A 16,247-nucleotide genomic window follows, 5' to 3' on the forward strand; every position below is an offset into this window, starting at 1 on the left:
TTCCCTCATGACAAAAAGGTCGCTGTAATTTACCTGTTATGGCGACCTTTTTGTAATTTGCAAAAAGGACAGACAAACAGCTCTGCCCGGGGGCTATCATTCTCATCCATGAAATATTTTTCCTTATCATGATCACTATACATTCAAAATTTCCCCATACGACCACCAGCATTTTTACAGAAATGTCCAAACTGGCCATAGATAATAATGCCATAAACCTGGGACAGGGATTTCCGGATTACCCCATGGACCCGCTCCTGATTAAAGCAGTCACAAAAGCAATGGAAAACGGCTATAATCAGTACGCGCCATCCAGCGGCTACGAAGCCTTCAGAAACCTGTTAGCAGCAAAGGCCCAGGCCGAACTAGGGCAGTCATTTGACCCTGTGACGGAAATCACTATTACGCCCGGGGCCACCAACGCACTTTTTACCGTAATTTCCACCTTTGTCAGACAAAAAGACGAGGTGTTGTACTTTGACCCGGCCTATGACAGCTATCACCCGTCGATACTCGCCGTCGGCGGCATTCCCATTGCGGTGCCCATGCAATACCCCGACTTCCAGCTGGACATTGATCTACTAAAAGGGTATATAACGAAAGCCACCCGGATGATTATACTCAATACACCACATAACCCAACGGGCGCCACGCTTAAGTCAGCGCAATTAAAAGCGCTCCATGAATTATTAAAAGACACGAATATTATCGTACTCTGCGATGAGGTTTATGAGCATGTTATTTTTGACGACCAGCCTCATCATTCTCCATTAGGCTTTCCGTTTTTAAGAGAACGTTCTATATCGGTACACTCTTTTGGAAAGATGTTTAATTGCACCGGCTGGAAGACGGGGTATATTATGGCCGACGCCCCGTTAATGGCAGAAATCAGAAAAGTGCATCAGAACAATGCCTTCAGTACATTTTCTCCGGTCCAGATCGCGCTCACTGAATATATGCATGATCCGGATACCTACCTAAGACTTGCCGGGTCCCTGCAAAAGAAGAGAGATCTTTTAATGAACGCCTTAAAGGGTAGCCCCCTTAAACCCTTTCCGGTGGAAGGCAGCTATTTTCAGTTATACAGTTACGAGGGCTTTAGTGAGATGAAAGAAAAGGACTTCGCTGTCTGGCTGACCAAAGCAGCCGGCATCACAGGGATCCCCCTCTCCTCTTTATGCGAAAAGTTCGGTGATCATAAACTCATACGTTTTTGTTTTGCCAAAAAAGAAGCAACCCTTCAACAGGCGGCTGAGAAACTGAGCCAACTGGGCAAAACCCTGACCCCTCCCCATTAATAATTTAGTGAAAGACGGTATCAAATAAAAACGAGCCGGCAGGAAGCGTCCCTCCAATACCGACTCGTTTTTATTTACTTTATTTACCGGGGCTGGAATTTATCCGGCGATCTTGGTCGCTTTAGGCGCTTCACAGCCAAACTCAGGGTCTTCACCACAACTGCATTCGGTTTGTTTTTTCAGGATTCTTTCCCGGTGCTTGAATCCCCAGCTGCATAATTCATTGATAATATTTTGCAGGGTCTTTCCGTAATCTGTAAGTTCGTACTCAACGGTTACGGGTCTGGTATGCAAAACAGTACGGGTAACCAGTTCATTGATTTCCAGATCTTTTAATTCTTTGGACAGCATTTTGGCACCAATGCCTTCAATATTTCTCTGCAACTGCATAAAACGGCATTTACCCATTGTGTGTAAATAACCAATAATAGCGACTTTCCATTTACCGCTCAGCAGATCCATCGTGTCATGAATGGCCCTTAAGCGGGGTTTGCATAGCGCATGTAATTCTTTCTCTTCGTCTTTATTGTCAGCTGTTCCTTTATTTGCCGTAGGTTCTATCAGCTTTTTTCTATGATGATCTGTTGGCGTCAGTGTTGCATTTTCTATCATGATTGTCAATACTTGATTTTAAAGTGGAATAAAATAGTTTCACTCGAGCAATTACTATCGTTTTAACTGCCAGTTTCAAAAGTAAACTATTAATACTGGCTGGCCCACCCTTTTAACGATTCCATGTGGAAAACTTGACCGTTTTCTGACAATCCAAACGGATTGCCGTTGCAAATGCCTAACTTTAACCTTTGACAACCAACAGCTTGTTTTTTATACCCTTTAAAACACACGTAGCTAACGCTTGCCGAGCTCAATAACCTGACATCCCGCGATATCCGTACCATTGATATGGAACTTAATCAGTGTTTGCACCTGATGCCAGCCTTGCTTGCCACAGGCACCCGGATTCATGTGCAGGCAATGAAGCTTCTCATCATACATGATCTTCAGAATATGTGAATGACCACTGATAAACAACCCTGGCTTTTCCTTCTTAATGATCTCTCTTACACCAGGCGCATATCTGCCCGGATACCCCCCAATATGGCGCATCAATACTTTTACGTCTTCAAGATAAAATAGATTATCCAGGGGAAAACGGCTGCGAATGGCAGTACCGTCGATATTCCCATACACTCCCCTTAAGGGTTTAAACGCCTCCAGCCTATCGATCACGGACGAGTCCCCCACATCACCTCCATGCCAGATCTCATCTACATCGGCAAAATGTTCGAATACGGCTTCGGGCAGATAGCTATGCGTATCAGATAATAAACCAATTTTTGTCATGCGTACTAAAGGCTACTAGGGTTCGATGCGTCTTTTAAGATAAGCCGTATAGTCGGTCTGCTTACATTCATAAGTGCTGTCCATGTAAGCAGAAGATATCAGAAAATCGGCTGTTGCCGGACAACAGGCCATGGGAATATTCCAGACAACGCCCAGGCGCAACAGCGCTTTTACATCACTGTCATGCGGCTGCGCCTCCATAGGGTCCCAGAAAAAAATCACGATATCTATTTGGCCATTGGCGATCATGGAGCCGATCTGCTGATCACCGCCTAAAGGGCCGCTCAGCACTTTATGTACCGGCACGCCTAGATGCTGTTCAATCAACTTACCTGTGGTGCCGGTAGCGACCATCTGATGCGGGATCAGCTTTTCTTTGTTTTCACCGATCCAGGCAATCAGATCATCTTTCTTGTGATCATGGGCAACTAAAGCAATGGTCTTCTTTTTTTGTAAAATCCTTGGAGCAGGCATATTAATGTATTGTTATAATGATGATAATTGGATGACATCAAGCTTTATTGCCCTCATCCTGAGCCGAATAATCAATGATAGGATGCCTTTCAAAAGGGTGTTTCTCATCAAAAATATACCGGTAGGTGACCAGCTGTCTGCTGAGTTTTCCGCCAAGCGCCTTGTAGATATTCAGCATCCTGGGATTCCAGTCACCGGTCCAGCCCATTTCGTATTTCTCATAAGAACGTTTCTTCTGAATGCTGATCGAGCCTTCTGTGATCATAAAAGCGTCCACCCCCAGCGCCTGGTACTTTGGTACCACACCAAAGGCAATACCCGTAAAGCGTTCACAGATACCTTTTTTTTTCATCCATAGGAACCGCAGTTTCTGCAGCAGGCCAAACTTCCCATTAAAATGTTTAAAATATTCATTGAGATCCGGTATGTTGATCCACATAGCAATAGGTTCATCCCTATAATAGGCAAACCAGATAATCTCTTCGTCTATGATCGGTTTCATTTCATTGAAATTACGGATCATATCTTCTTTGGTGATCGTCTTGCCTTCATGATGCTGCGACCAGGCCGCGTTGTATACCGTTGCAAACTCCTCCGCATGCTTTTCAATATTCTTTAAATCGATATGACGTGCACTGTAATCCTTTTTATTTTTAAACCTGGCATGCCGCTCAATATATTTTTCAGGCAGTTCATCGGTTATGAGCATGGCAAAATAATACTGATTGTAGAAATTGCGAAACCCGTAATTTTCAAACAGCTGTTGATAATAAGGAGGATTAAAGGCCATACCATAAATGGGTTCCGCATCAAAGCCCTCAATCATCAATCCCCACCAGCGTTCGCGGTCTCCAAAATTAATGGGGCCATCCATCGCCTCCATTCCTCTTGTTCTTAACCAGCCGGCCGCCTGGTCAAATAACATATCTGCCGCTTTCTGCGAATCTATACATTCAAAAAAGCCAATACCACCTGTCGGATAATCTGTTCCAAAATTTTGGTACTGGTCATTGATAAAGGCAGCGATCCTGCCGATCACCTTACCGTTATCTTTAAGGATCCACCTGGTGGCTTTCCCGAACCCATAACATTTATTCTTAGCAGGATTAAAGACGTCATCAATATCTTTATCCAAAGGTTGCACGTAATGAGCAAAAGCACGGCCTATCTTGGGTGATATCTCCAAAAAATCCCTTTTATCCGCCTTCGTATGCACTTCAAAAATCTCCATTCTTCGCCCGTATTTGCTCAAAAATAAATAATGCCTAAAAATAAAAAAAGTATTCCACTGATTAATGTAGAGTGTCCTTACTTGATTGTATCTACATTGCGGTTATAGGCTGCAATCAAGCCTCTTACAGCATGCGTCGTAAAAGGTATACTATCCAGTGCTCCTGCCAGATCCGGCTGGTCTAATAACAATTTATGCAGATTATCCTTGGCCTGCACTTCACTGGCCATCACCCCGTTTACATTGAGCAAAGGGCCGTCATTTTTCCTGGCCAGCCAGACCACGTAGCTAGCGGGTAAATTTCTGGGGGAGACCCGGGTGGCGGCGCCATATGTAACATATTGATAAAGATCTATTGTTCCGCGTTCCAGGCACTGCATCCAAACCGGATCCACCCTGGAAGAAACGCTGACACTCTTAAACCAGATGCCGTCATTTTTATAGGCTTTGTATTGTTTAGCATCCAGCGGATGCTTCTTGCCATTAATGGTAAAACTGCTATGTCCGAAGACAGGTTTATTATAGCGACCCACCAACACCTCGCCGTTATTGGTAATCAAAGAATCATGTTGACCAAAGGCCGCAACCGAACAAAACAACAGAAAAAAAGAGCCGAGTCCCAACGCCTTTTTTAACACCTCAGGCGCGAACACTTTATTGGTCAATCGTATAATGTAACCGGTATCCATATATCTATTTTATTATCATCTTAATTTGATTACTACCTGTAAATATAGCTTTAAATAAACAGTCGGTGCGATTATTGACATTATTACAACAGTTCTGATCCACAAAATATTTCTTTTTAACAAATAGACAGATTTTAGCGGGCTTTTACAAAGGAAAAACGCTGCTCACCTAATACACAAAAATAGAGACCGGCAGCAAGCGACTCGACATTAACTGCAGCCTTTCCAACCTGGACAGCAACCTGCTGTACCTGCTTTCCACTGGCATCATATATCTTCAGTACGCCTGCTTTCGACACCTGCAGATACATCATTTTTTTTGCCGGATTCGGATAAACCGACAGCTTGGATTCGGCGTTTTGCGCGATCCTGATCACCTTGTCGTAATAACTGCTGCTACCATCCTTATCGACTAACTTCAGCCTGTAATAAGCAACAGGTCCTTCTTGCGGTGTCGTCACCTTATAGAGGCTGTGGCTCCCGGTGGCCGTTTTACGAATGACTTTCGCAAATGCTTTTCCGTTGGGGCCAGATTCTAATTCATAGTGGTCAAAATGCGATTCAAGACCGCTCAGCCATTCAATGGTCGCCAGACCGCCGGCGTATGCACCTTTAAATGAAACAACGCTGACCGGTAATGTGGCGCCATCAGGATTCTCATATGCACCCATATCCACGTAGCTGCCGACAATCCTGTTCTTACCGGCAAGATCAGTCGGCGTACTGGTCGCCACTGAGTCATTGATGCCTTTATTAATCGCGGGGCTGGTTAACCGGAGGGAAAAATCTTTCCCGGCCACATCGGTAAAGACCGGCGCCTGGTTCAGATTACCTGCTCCCGGCCAGGGCTGAGCGCCGGGAAAGATACTGTGACTTACCGAAAAGACCGTATCTATTGCTACGAAAACATTCGTTATACCGGTACTGCCCGGATGCCAGAAAATGCAGTTGAAAAAGCGGGCAGAATCCGGCTTTGGCAGCATAGGATCATCATATACCTGATTCTCAAAATAGAGTTCATTGCCTTGTCCGGTCGCCGTATTAGCTGCAACTGTCAGGTTATGATATCTGGCTGCTCCGAAAAAACTGTAAATACCGCCACCTGAGGCCGCATTATTTCCGGTAATCAATGTGTTTACTATCACCGAATGGTTACTGCCCGAGCTAATAAGTCCTCCTCCATTTTGAGCAGCTGTATTGTCTTTTATAATGACGTTCTTCAATAAAGCATTTGCCGTCCGAATAGATACACCTCCGCCGAAATTGGCATGATTCTCTGTCACGGTGGTGTTTAGTACCTGAGAAAATACATCTCCCCCAACCGGCGTTAAAATAAAAATACCGCCGGCCTCTGTTCTTACATACTGCATTTGAACGTCTTCAATACGAACTCCCGGAGATTGCTGCGAGTAAGTCGCGGCCCCCCCTGTTACGACAAAGCCATCGATTTTCTTATCCTGCCTTGCCGGATTAGCCCCCGCTATTATCACCACATGGCATACATTGTCAGCATAGTCTCCGGGGGCGCCGATATCTCCGCTTAAAACAGTAGGATAGGCCTTCCACTCCCGATCCTGGAGACCAGGATTCCCTGTACCGGGAAATCCTCCATACAAGTATACTTTATTGATGAGAACAAAGGCATTATCTATAGTTCCGTCCGTATGACGGTTCGCTTCATCGGCATTATAAAGCGGCTTATAAGTTCCTTCCGCTACAAAAACCCGGATAGAATCTCCACTCAGCCAGTTGGGGTTTGCCAGATCCTGATCTCTGGCCCACAGCAACACATCCGCTAATTCAGGAACGGCATTAGCCCAGCTGTTCCCGGAATGTGTTCCGCCTGTCACACTTCGATTGACATAGACAATGCCGCCCGGCCCCGGGGTAATCTGGCCACGGAGCTGATTAAACGACAATAAAAAACAGGCAACAAATAATTTAAAGCATAAAGAGGGTAAATTTCTATCCATACTACAGGTTTAACTGATATTAAAAAGGTTGGTGAGCACATTTGAAACAGTTGAGTAAAAGCCAATCAACGCTAGAAGCTATCACATATTTTCGCCTCAAAAGTACAGATTCTCAGGCTTAAATAAACGATGCGCCCATCCTTTTTTAAAGCGATGGCTACGTCACTGAATGCAAACAGGCCACCTGTCCTTATCCTGAGGACAAATGGCCTGTTGTAAATTTAATTAAAAAGCGCTTATACCCGTTCTATCACCATGGCGCTGGCTCCGCCGCCGCCGTTGCATATACCCGCAGCACCGTACTTCGCACCACCCGCCTGCAGAACGCCGATCAGCGTAACCAGAATCCGGGCGCCGCTGCAGCCCAGCGGGTGTCCTAAAGAAACAGCACCGCCATGTACATTAACTTTATCCGCCGTAATGGCCAGGCGTTGGGTGTTGACAATACCTACTACGGAAAACGCCTCATTGAGTTCAAAAAAATCAATATCGCCGATCTGCAGTCCGGCCTTTTCCACCGCCAGAGGAACGGCGACCGCGGGGCTGGTCGTAAACCATTCAGGTTCCTGCGCTGCATCTGCATAGCTTCGGATAATTGCCAGCGGTGTAAGTCCCCGTTTATCTGCCTCTTGTTTAGACATCAAAACGAGTGCTGCGGCACCGTCATTCATGGTAGAAGCATTGGCGGCTGTTACTGTCCCGTCCTTTTTAAAAGCGGGTCTGAGCGAAGGTATTTTTTCAAATTTTACTTTAAAAGGCTCTTCATCCTTATTAATGATCAGGGGCTCACCTTTGGGATTAGGAAGGGTAAGAGATGTAATTTCACCATCGAAACGACCGGATTCCCAGGCCAGCTGACTTCTCTTATAACTCTCAATGGCAAATTGATCCTGCATGTCCCTGGTAATATTACACTGGTCTGCACAAAGCTCTGCCGACATGCCCATGGCTTCCCCGCTGTAAGCATCCGTCAGCCCGTCCCCGGCCAACCCGTCCTGAACACTGTCTGTGCCGTATTTGAAGCCAAAGCGATGGTTTTTCAAATAAAAAGGCACCTGGCTCATATTCTCCATTCCGCCTGCTACAACGATGTCCCTGTCACCTGCCCGTATTGCCTGAGTGGCCAACATGACTGCCTTCATGCCGCTGGCGCAGACTTTATTGACGGTTGTAGCAACCACCGTAGACGGCAGCCCTGCCTTTAATGCCGCCTGCCGGGCAGGCGCCTGACCTGTACCCGCCTGCAATACCTGCCCCATAAAAACTTCTTCAATATCTGATACACTGAGACTAGCTTTTTCTATAGCCGACCGAATAACCGTGCCGCCCAGCTCAGTGGCCGGAATGTCTTTCAATACACCACCGAAACTTCCTATCGGCGTTCTGGTTGCACTGATAATATACACGGTTCTTTCCATATTTTCCATAAAGTGTTTGTTTTTAATCAACCGGATGGCCAATATGAGCATCCCGCACCCAAAAATAACATTTGTTAGCTAAATAAAAAAGCCGCTGCCGGAATTTAACCTTTGCAAGGATAAAAAACAGCTATCTCGACCAACGGAGATTATACATGAAAAGCTTCCTTTTAATAAATAATTATTTATTTTGTGCCTATCTATGCAAAACGGTTCTTCAGTACTTCAAAATCCAATTGAATATCTTAAAGGGGTCGGCCCCCTGAAGGGAGATTTGTTGCGAAAGGAACTAAGCATACATCATTTTGAGGATTTACTTTATCATTTTCCGATACGACATATTGACCGCACAAAAATCAACTCCGTTAGGGAAATTAACCCGGCGACAGACTATGTGCAGCTTAAAGGAAAAATCGCCTTCCATGAAATGCTGGGACAGGGACGGTCGAAAAGACTCGTCGCCGAATTCCGGGACGGAACCGGCGCAATAGAGCTCGTCTGGTTTCAGGGGGCTCATTGGGTGGCAAAACTTTTAGAAAAAGGGGGTACCTGGCTGATCTATGGTAAGGTCAGTTTTTTTAACGGCAAAGCACAGATGTCGCATCCCGAAATGGAATCTGCAGAAACCCAGGAGATTGCCGCTAAAGCCTATTTGGAGCCCATCTATCCTTCTACGGAGAAGCTTAAGACAAAAGGCCTGAACGGACGGCAGATTGGCAAACTGACTTTACATCTTTTGCAGCAGCTCTCGCCCCGGGACCTAGCCGAGAATATTCCGGATGCGATCTGCCAGCATCTGCAGCTCATGCCCCGGTTTCAGGCCTATTGTTATATCCATTTTCCGCCCGATGATGCAGCCTATAAACAGGCGCTGAGACGGTTGAAGTTTGAAGAATTGTTTATTGCCCAAGTCCGCTTAAACCTCATCAGAGTCCGGCGTGGCAGGCACTCCAAGGGATTACTGTTTGACAGGGTCGGTGACCTGTTCAATATTTTTTATGAAAAACACCTCCCCTTTGCGCTGACCGGGGCCCAAAAAAGAGTACTCCGGGAGATCAGACAAGACACCGCCCACGGACACCAGATGAACCGCCTTCTGCAGGGAGATGTAGGCAGCGGCAAAACGATCGTTGCCTTACTCAGTATGCTGATGGCTGCCGATAATGGCTTCCAGAGCTGCCTGATGGCCCCTACTGAGATCCTGGCCGCACAGCATTTTAGCGGGCTTTCCGAATTATTGAAGGATCTGCCCATTGAGCTCAGACTGCTGACAGGGAGTACCAAGGCAAAGGACAGACGAGCGATACTTGCCGGTCTCCTTGATGGGACGATCCATATGGTGATCGGCACGCATGCTGTTATTGAAGATAAGGTGGTCTTCAAGAACCTGGGGCTGGCCATTGTGGATGAGCAGCATCGTTTCGGCGTCGCACAGCGGGCCAGGCTCTGGAAAAAATCAGTCATCCCTCCGCATATTCTTGTGATGACGGCTACACCAATCCCAAGAACGCTGGCCATGACTGCCTATGGAGACCTGGACTACAGTGTCATGGACGAATTACCTCCTGGCAGGCAACCGGTGACAACCCTGCACCGGACGGATATCTACCGGATGAAAGTCATGGAGTTTATCCGTTCAGAGATTGACAAAGGACGGCAGGCTTATGTTATCTATCCACTGATCGAGGAGAGTGAAAAATTAAGTTACGAAGACCTGATGCAGGGTTATGAACAGGTAAAGACCTATTTTCCGGATCATCGTTATAAGATCAGTATGGTCCACGGCCGGCAATCACCGGAAGAAAAAGCCACCAATATGGACCGGTTCGTCCGGGGTGATACACAGATCATGGTCAGTACCACCGTCATAGAAGTCGGCGTCAATGTTCCGAACGCTTCAGTAATGGTGATTGAAAGCGCTGAAAAATTCGGGCTCTCGCAGCTTCATCAGCTGCGCGGCCGCGTGGGCCGGGGTGCAGAAAAGAGTTATTGTATTTTACTTACCGGAAATAAACTGAGTCAGGACGCCCGTGAAAGGATCGGCATTATGTGCGCCACCAATGACGGATTCAAGATCGCGGAAAAAGATCTGGAGCTGCGCGGTCCGGGCGATATTGAAGGAACCCGTCAAAGCGGGGCACTGAACCTTAAGTTGGCCAGTCTGGTCGAAGACGCAGAGATACTGCAAGTCGCTAAAAAACTGGCAACAGCGCTTGTTGAATCTGATGAGCACCTGGAAGACCCTGCCCATGCCATGCTCAGAGGATTCTTGATGCAGACCATGGGCAAAACAGCATGGAGTAAAATCTCTTAGTAAAGATGCGATTCGTTGATACAAAACAAAACCTGTAATTTTACCACAGGGAGCTGACTTCCCGGTTAAATACGCCTTAATGCCTAATTTTTATTACCATGCCTGAAAACTTGCATCATTATCATTTAAATCTGGAATGGACCGGCAATACCGGCCAGGGAACGCAAAGCTATACTAATTATGAAAGATCCTACCGATGGCACAGCAACCAGAAGCCGCCTATTGAGGGAAGTTCTGATCCAAAATTCAGAGGCGACCGAACGAAACACAATCCGGAAGAATTGTTACTTGCAGCCCTAAGCTCCTGCCACATGCTTTGGTATCTGCATTTATGTGCGGATAACCATATCACCGTACTTGAATACAGGGACAAGGCCACAGGAACTATGGAAGGAGAAAAGCAGCTGACAACGGATAAGGGGCATAAACAGATCCGTGGAGGGCACTTTACCCATGTGTTGCTCAAGCCCTTGGTTAAACTGGCACACAAAGAAGATATAAGCAGAGCGACGGCTTTGCACCATGAGGCCCACACGCGCTGTTTTATCGCAAATTCGGTAAACTTTCCTGTCGATACAGAACCCGCATTTGCGTTTCCTGAATAATAGCTATATACGTGCTTTATTGTCTGGGCAACGTTCAGAAGAAAATAAATCAGTAGCAGGATGTACTAAAAGCAGGTTGGATCAACCATGTCATATCACCCAAAAAAGCTTTGGACATCCTACTTGAATGAAGCGATCTTTTTTTGATCTGAAGCGCTTTTTTGTCTGTATCTTTTAGGGCAGCAAAGGAAGGCAAATTTTAGTAATCATCTTGACCATAGCGTTTGCGGTATACAGGTAACCACTTCAATAAATCAATTTTATGAATCGTAGACAAGCCCTGAAAACACTGGGACTAGATCCGCTCTTAAGTGTACTTTCTGCGCCATTCCTGTTTCAAAAGCAGCCGGATTTATAGCAGTAAAACTGCGGGTAAGCATAAAGACAGTATAATTTACCCACTATTTTTAAATCGTTCGATATCTTTGTCCTCTCATGAGTGGCAGCTCTGGTATGTAGCGTAGCTGCCGGTAAAAAAATCAAGATGCGTCAGCTACAACTTCTCGTCTTAATAGGCAGCACAAAAGAGCATTCTTCCAACCAGAAGCTGGTTGCGTTCATAAAAAAAGAAGCCGCAGGCCTGAAAATGGCGGGCAACAGCGATACTGCGCCCGTTTATTGGGAAATATTTCCAATCAGTAAACTTCCTTATTTTGATCCCGATCTGGACAAAGCCGCTGCCGGTCGTTTAGAGAAAGATGCGCAACAACCGGTAGGCACGGTCCCCGCTGCCGTTGGGGAGCTCCGGCAAAAAGTTGCTGAGGCGGATGGCATACTCATCTGTACGCCGGAGTATGTTTTTAGCCTGCCCGGGATTTTAAAAAACGCACTGGAATGGCTGGTTTCTACAACGGTTTTAACAGATAAGCCCATGGCACTGATCACCGCAGCAGCTTCGGGCGAAAAGGCCAAAGAAAGCCTGGAACTGATTGTAAAAACACTGGGCGGTCAGTTTGATACAACAACCTCAATCCGTATTCAAGGCGTCGCCGGGAAATTTAATAGTGAAGGTGAGCTGGCAGATGCCGGCACTGTTCAAACGCTGAAAGACCTTTTGTACAGCTGGTTTGCGCTTATGGAGCTAAAACAACAAGCACAATGAAGCTGCTTTTTCCGTCATTTGCCAAGTTCCTGTTGCTGACAGATCAGGCAATATCAATCCATTATACTTCACTGTAAACGACCGGATCCGGTTGTACCGGTTCCGGCAGATGGATTACCCCGAATTGCTGTTCCAGGGTCAGGCTTCGGGCTTTGATCAGATCAAAGATATCTTTACCATACTGTGCATAGAATCCGGCAATATTTTCAGTTCTCTCCTGCAAACTTCCGGCAGGAAATAAGCGCTCCTTTAACTTTCTGAGCTGACCGGTTTCAGTTTCCAGCCTTTTGCGCTGCGCTGTTTTCATTTTTGTCACCAGTCTGTGGGCTTTATTCTTAGCGGCTGTCGCGATGGCCTCCGTATGACCTGCAAGGGTTGAGTCCACAGCGGCAGCTTTCAATCCGATTTTTGCATAGAGCTGGCTTAACTGTTCCAGCTCCCCGGAAAGATCAATTTCGACGCCCTTTTTTTTCAAAAGCAGATCCTGGATCTGGTGAAGGGGCAGGAACAAATCTGCGGGCTGCAGCGCCAGTTTATGCATGAGTACCGTTTCTTTGGGCGTCAGCAGCATGAAAGAATTTCTTAAAAGCAGTACCGGATAAGGAATGCCGGCAGCTTCATAAACGCCTTTCATCTCCAACCAGTAGGCCAGTTCGCCTCCACCACCAACAAAGGCGATATCCGGCAGGATCGTTTCCTGGAAAGGTCCTCTGAGCACCACATTTCCACTAAAAAGCTCCGCTCTATCCTTCACCTCTTTTTCGATTTCAGCCCTGGACCTGGTAGCATCGCGCCCGTCGATACGGTAAACATCTCCATCTTTTATAATACGCTCTCTGTGATGGCCTTCCTGATAAAACAGGTTAATAGGCCGGCCGTGGGTCTGGACCTTATAACCCGCTTTCTCAATATTTGCGGTAGTCCTCTCCAGCGCTTTATGGGAAAAACCTTCCTCCAGTTCTTTTAAAACAACAGGCTCAAAGACTTCTTTGAGTTGTCTGTCGTCTGGCATCAGGATCAAAAGGCCATAACGTCCAAATAACTGATGGATAAAAGCGAAAGTGGCCTCTTGTATTAGCCGCCCTTCCCTATAACAATCCCGCAGAATCCGGATGAACTCCGGCCCATAGGCCCCTACACCCACCTGGCCCTCCAGTTCATCAATCAGTGCCAGTAATTTTTTATCTATTTTCATGCGGCCGACCGGACCGGTCTGATCCGTTTGCCAGACGTACTTTTTTCCATCTACCTGCATCTGTCCAATCTCATCCAGATCAGCATCCTCACTACCCATATAATAAAAAGGAACAAAATATTTCTGCTGCTCCTTATATGTTGCGTTCAGCATTTCCGCCAACTGTATTACATGGAGTATTTTATAGACCAGATATAACGGACCTCCGAATATATTCGGCTGGTGTGCCGTGGTAACCGTAAATGTATTGGAAGATCCCAGGGCTTCTATATTCGCCTCTACTTTTTTATAAGCCGCCAATTGACCACTTTTTTCATAATGCGAGCGCATGTTGTCAACCAGCACCTTTCTGATAGCTGTGGAAAAGCCCTTTTTGGCTGTTATGGCCGCTTCTATGCCGGCCATATCCGGCCTGTGGGCATAAAAAGGCCGGAGCGCATCGGCACCCCGGATATAATCCAATACTATTTTGGAAAAATAATTTGTTGCTGCGTAATCTATAAATGTCCCGTCGGGACAACATTTTTCTTTTGCCATGCTAAGGACTGCATTTAAAGGGCACTGTCTGTTCTTATTAAATATACAGACAGGCGGGTCCGACAAACATTGTAAATGGGCCGCAGGCCGGAGATAAACACTTTATTCTACCAGTATGCCTTCCAGGTCATAATCATAGGCCTTGGTGATCTTCACCATTACAAAATCACCGGGGTTAAGTACTTTACCAGATTGTACGACGACTTCATTGTCTACTTCCACACTATCAAATTCCGTACGGCCCAAATACCGGCCGGCTTCTTTCTTATCGATCAGTACGCGAAGCGTCTGACCGATTTTTTCCATATTCTTTTCCAGAGAGATTTCCTGTTGCACTTCCATGATCTCCTGCGCCCGGCGCTGCTTCTCCTTAGCAGGAATATTATCCTGCAGGGCATATGCACTGGTATTTTCTTCATGACTGTACTGAAAAATCCCTACTCTGTCAAAACGGTTTTTAATCAGAAAATCCTTAAGCTCTTCCACGTCCTCCAGTGTCTCGCCGGGAAAACCGGCGATCAGTGTTGTCCTGAGACAGATACCTGGATTGGTCTCCCTTATTTTATCGATCAGCTCTTGCATCTCCTGCCTGGTGCTTTGTCTTTTCATAGCAGAGAGCATATGATCAGAGGCATGCTGCAAAGGCATATCCAGATAATTACAGATATTCGGACGGCGCTTCATGACTTCCAACACTTCCATCGGAAATTTATTGGGGTAGGCATAATGTAAGCGGATCCATTCCAGTCCCTGTACATCGGCTAATTTATCTAAAAGTTCTGCCAAGGCTCTTCTCTTATAGATATCCAGACCGTAATAAGTCAGTTCCTGCGCGATCAGCATAATTTCCTTCACACCTTTTTTGACCAGACTTTCAGCTTCTTTTACCAGATCTTCAATCGGCCTTGAGATGTGCGTGCCTCTCATCAGCGGAATCGCACAAAAAGCACAGGTTCTGTTACAGCCTTCACTGATCTTTAGATAAGCATAGTGCTGCGGTGTGCTTAAAAAACGCTCCCCTAATAATTCAGCCTTATAATCGGCCTCAAATTTCTTAAGCATTAAAGGCAGTTCCATGGTTCCGAACCAGGCATCTACTTCCGGGATTTCACTTTCCAGATCCTGACGATATCTTTCGCTCAGGCAACCGGTAACGTATACCTTATCCAGATCCCCCTGCTTTTTAAGCTGCACCTGTTCTAAGATCGTCTGAATGCTTTCCTCCTTGGCCTTATCAATAAACCCGCAGGTATTGACCACCACGACGTTGTGGTCTAACACTTGATTCTCATGCGCTACATCAATGTCATTCGCCTTTAACTGACCGCTGAGCACCTCGCTGTCTACCAGGTTCTTGCTGCATCCAAGCGTAATAATATTGACTTTATCCTTTTTGAGCGTTCTTGCCTTCATAATTAAGTGGCAAAATTACTGATTTTATAGCTGTTCCCCTCTAATTAGACAGAATAGTTCTATCGCTAATGCTTTACCAATGGAAAGTGACTATTTGCTTCAGTTCCGGATGCAGGCTTTTAGCTACGGGACAGGTATGAGCAATGTTTTCAACGATTTTACGCTGTTTATCATCCAGCTGAATTCCTTCAGGCGGATAAATATCAACCTGCAATTGTCCTACCCTGCGTGGCTCCTGCGCCATGGTTTTAACCACCTCCAGGTGTGTGCCTTCAAAAGAATTTTCCCACTCTTCCGTCTTGATACCGATAGTTGTGATAATGCAGGTACCTAGTGCAACGGCTAATAAGTCTGAGGGAGAAAAGGCTGCCCCTTTGCCCTTGTTATCAACCGGTGCGTCTGTCGTGATAAGTGTCTTGCTTCTGACATGTGTAGCATCACATCTAAGTTCCCCTTTGTAAACGATCTCTGTTGTCATGGGTATATCCATTTTTGTTGTTAAGTACGATTTGCATCAAAAATAATCACTTTTTCAATGCCTCCGTTCATCAGAGGGTACTTGCCTGTAACCTGGCAAGCTCCAGAGCCGACAGGCCGGCCCTTCCAGTTACAGGAACGCCACTATACTGGGGGATAGCCTCACAAATATTTGGT

14 protein-coding genes are annotated in these 16,247 nt (G+C 46.1%); 4 read left to right on the top strand and 10 right to left on the bottom strand.

Features of this window, described 5'->3' with window-relative positions:
• Nucleotides 1-128: 128 nt before the first annotated feature.
• The gene (locus tag K9M52_RS01760) at nucleotides 129-1,298 is read left to right on the top strand and encodes a methionine aminotransferase (protein ID WP_224070352.1); all 1,170 of its coding nucleotides are present in this window, start codon (nucleotides 129-131) and stop codon (nucleotides 1,296-1,298) included.
• Between the two features lie 99 nt (nucleotides 1,299-1,397).
• Here the strand turns inward: K9M52_RS01760 and K9M52_RS01765 are convergent, their stop codons facing one another.
• From K9M52_RS01765 to K9M52_RS01795, 7 genes are all read right to left on the bottom strand, one after another.
• Complete coding sequence (locus tag K9M52_RS01765) at nucleotides 1,398-1,910, bottom strand: winged helix-turn-helix transcriptional regulator (RefSeq protein ID WP_224070353.1); 513 nt, start codon at nucleotides 1,908-1,910, stop codon at nucleotides 1,398-1,400.
• Nucleotides 1,911-2,147: 237 nt separating this feature from the next.
• The gene (locus tag K9M52_RS01770) at nucleotides 2,148-2,642 is read right to left on the bottom strand and encodes a metallophosphoesterase family protein (protein WP_224070354.1); all 495 of its coding nucleotides are present in this window, start codon (nucleotides 2,640-2,642) and stop codon (nucleotides 2,148-2,150) included.
• Between the two features lie 15 nt (nucleotides 2,643-2,657).
• On the bottom strand, nucleotides 2,658-3,116 hold the full coding sequence (locus K9M52_RS01775; protein ID WP_224070355.1) for a methylglyoxal synthase: 459 nt from the start codon (nucleotides 3,114-3,116) through the stop codon (nucleotides 2,658-2,660).
• Nucleotides 3,117-3,153: 37 nt separating this feature from the next.
• Nucleotides 3,154-4,347, bottom strand: coding sequence for a hypothetical protein (locus K9M52_RS01780; protein WP_224070356.1), 1,194 nt, complete (start codon nucleotides 4,345-4,347; stop codon nucleotides 3,154-3,156).
• A 77-nt stretch (nucleotides 4,348-4,424) separates the two neighbouring features.
• A complete protein-coding gene (locus K9M52_RS01785) occupies nucleotides 4,425-5,036 on the bottom strand; it encodes a hypothetical protein (protein ID WP_224070357.1) in 612 nt (203 codons plus the stop codon).
• 134 nt (nucleotides 5,037-5,170) lie between these two features.
• Nucleotides 5,171-7,009 (bottom strand): T9SS type A sorting domain-containing protein, encoded by a 1,839-nt coding sequence (locus K9M52_RS01790; RefSeq protein ID WP_224070358.1) that lies wholly within the window; start codon nucleotides 7,007-7,009, stop codon nucleotides 5,171-5,173.
• Nucleotides 7,010-7,245: 236 nt separating this feature from the next.
• Nucleotides 7,246-8,436, bottom strand: a complete 1,191-nt coding sequence (locus K9M52_RS01795) for an acetyl-CoA C-acyltransferase (RefSeq protein WP_224070359.1) — start codon at nucleotides 8,434-8,436, stop codon at nucleotides 7,246-7,248.
• Between the two features lie 193 nt (nucleotides 8,437-8,629).
• Here K9M52_RS01795 and recG point away from each other — a divergent pair, with 193 nt between their 5' ends.
• From recG to K9M52_RS01810, 3 genes are all read left to right on the top strand, one after another.
• Nucleotides 8,630-10,741, top strand: coding sequence for an ATP-dependent DNA helicase RecG (gene recG / locus K9M52_RS01800; protein ID WP_224070360.1), 2,112 nt, complete (start codon nucleotides 8,630-8,632; stop codon nucleotides 10,739-10,741).
• Nucleotides 10,742-10,839: 98 nt separating this feature from the next.
• On the top strand, nucleotides 10,840-11,346 hold the full coding sequence (locus tag K9M52_RS01805; RefSeq protein WP_224070361.1) for an OsmC family protein: 507 nt from the start codon (nucleotides 10,840-10,842) through the stop codon (nucleotides 11,344-11,346).
• A gap of 484 nt (nucleotides 11,347-11,830) precedes the next feature.
• Nucleotides 11,831-12,448 carry an NADPH-dependent FMN reductase gene (locus tag K9M52_RS01810; protein WP_224070362.1) on the top strand — a complete coding sequence of 206 codons (618 nt, stop codon included), beginning with the start codon at nucleotides 11,831-11,833 and terminating at the stop codon, nucleotides 12,446-12,448.
• 61 nt (nucleotides 12,449-12,509) lie between these two features.
• On the opposite strand, the gene bshC is transcribed toward K9M52_RS01810, so the two are convergent.
• The 3 genes from bshC to K9M52_RS01825 all read right to left on the bottom strand — a co-directional run bounded on the left by bshC (nucleotide 12,510) and on the right by K9M52_RS01825 (nucleotide 16,071).
• A complete protein-coding gene (bshC, locus tag K9M52_RS01815; protein ID WP_224070363.1) occupies nucleotides 12,510-14,180 on the bottom strand; it encodes a bacillithiol biosynthesis cysteine-adding enzyme BshC in 1,671 nt (556 codons plus the stop codon).
• A gap of 102 nt (nucleotides 14,181-14,282) precedes the next feature.
• The gene (gene rimO / locus K9M52_RS01820; protein WP_224070364.1) at nucleotides 14,283-15,593 is read right to left on the bottom strand and encodes a 30S ribosomal protein S12 methylthiotransferase RimO; all 1,311 of its coding nucleotides are present in this window, start codon (nucleotides 15,591-15,593) and stop codon (nucleotides 14,283-14,285) included.
• Nucleotides 15,594-15,666: 73 nt separating this feature from the next.
• Entirely contained in the window at nucleotides 15,667-16,071 is a 405-nt protein-coding gene (locus tag K9M52_RS01825; RefSeq protein ID WP_224070365.1) for an OsmC family protein, read from the bottom strand.
• Between the last annotated feature and the right edge of the window lie 176 nt (nucleotides 16,072-16,247).

Source organism: Arachidicoccus terrestris, from assembly GCF_020042345.1.
Taxonomy (GTDB): domain Bacteria; phylum Bacteroidota; class Bacteroidia; order Chitinophagales; family Chitinophagaceae; genus Arachidicoccus; species Arachidicoccus terrestris.

Excerpts from the sequence above, each read along its gene's own strand:
- K9M52_RS01795 (WP_224070359.1), bottom strand. The coding sequence starts at position 8,436 with ATGGAAAATATGGAAAGAACCGTGTATATTATCAGTGCAACCAGAACG.
- K9M52_RS01760 (WP_224070352.1), top strand. The coding sequence starts at position 129 with ATGATCACTATACATTCAAAATTTCCCCATACGACCACCAGCATTTTT.
- K9M52_RS01825 (WP_224070365.1), bottom strand. The coding sequence starts at position 16,071 with ATGACAACAGAGATCGTTTACAAAGGGGAACTTAGATGTGATGCTACA.
- K9M52_RS01790 (WP_224070358.1), bottom strand. The coding sequence starts at position 7,009 with ATGGATAGAAATTTACCCTCTTTATGCTTTAAATTATTTGTTGCCTGT.
- K9M52_RS01805 (WP_224070361.1), top strand. The coding sequence starts at position 10,840 with ATGCCTGAAAACTTGCATCATTATCATTTAAATCTGGAATGGACCGGC.
- rimO (WP_224070364.1), bottom strand. The coding sequence starts at position 15,593 with ATGAAGGCAAGAACGCTCAAAAAGGATAAAGTCAATATTATTACGCTT.
- K9M52_RS01810 (WP_224070362.1), top strand. The coding sequence starts at position 11,831 with ATGCGTCAGCTACAACTTCTCGTCTTAATAGGCAGCACAAAAGAGCAT.
- K9M52_RS01765 (WP_224070353.1), bottom strand. The coding sequence starts at position 1,910 with ATGATAGAAAATGCAACACTGACGCCAACAGATCATCATAGAAAAAAG.
- K9M52_RS01785 (WP_224070357.1), bottom strand. The coding sequence starts at position 5,036 with ATGGATACCGGTTACATTATACGATTGACCAATAAAGTGTTCGCGCCT.
- K9M52_RS01775 (WP_224070355.1), bottom strand. The coding sequence starts at position 3,116 with ATGCCTGCTCCAAGGATTTTACAAAAAAAGAAGACCATTGCTTTAGTT.
- recG (WP_224070360.1), top strand. The coding sequence starts at position 8,630 with ATGCAAAACGGTTCTTCAGTACTTCAAAATCCAATTGAATATCTTAAA.
- K9M52_RS01780 (WP_224070356.1), bottom strand. The coding sequence starts at position 4,347 with ATGGAGATTTTTGAAGTGCATACGAAGGCGGATAAAAGGGATTTTTTG.
- bshC (WP_224070363.1), bottom strand. The coding sequence starts at position 14,180 with ATGGCAAAAGAAAAATGTTGTCCCGACGGGACATTTATAGATTACGCA.
- K9M52_RS01770 (WP_224070354.1), bottom strand. The coding sequence starts at position 2,642 with ATGACAAAAATTGGTTTATTATCTGATACGCATAGCTATCTGCCCGAA.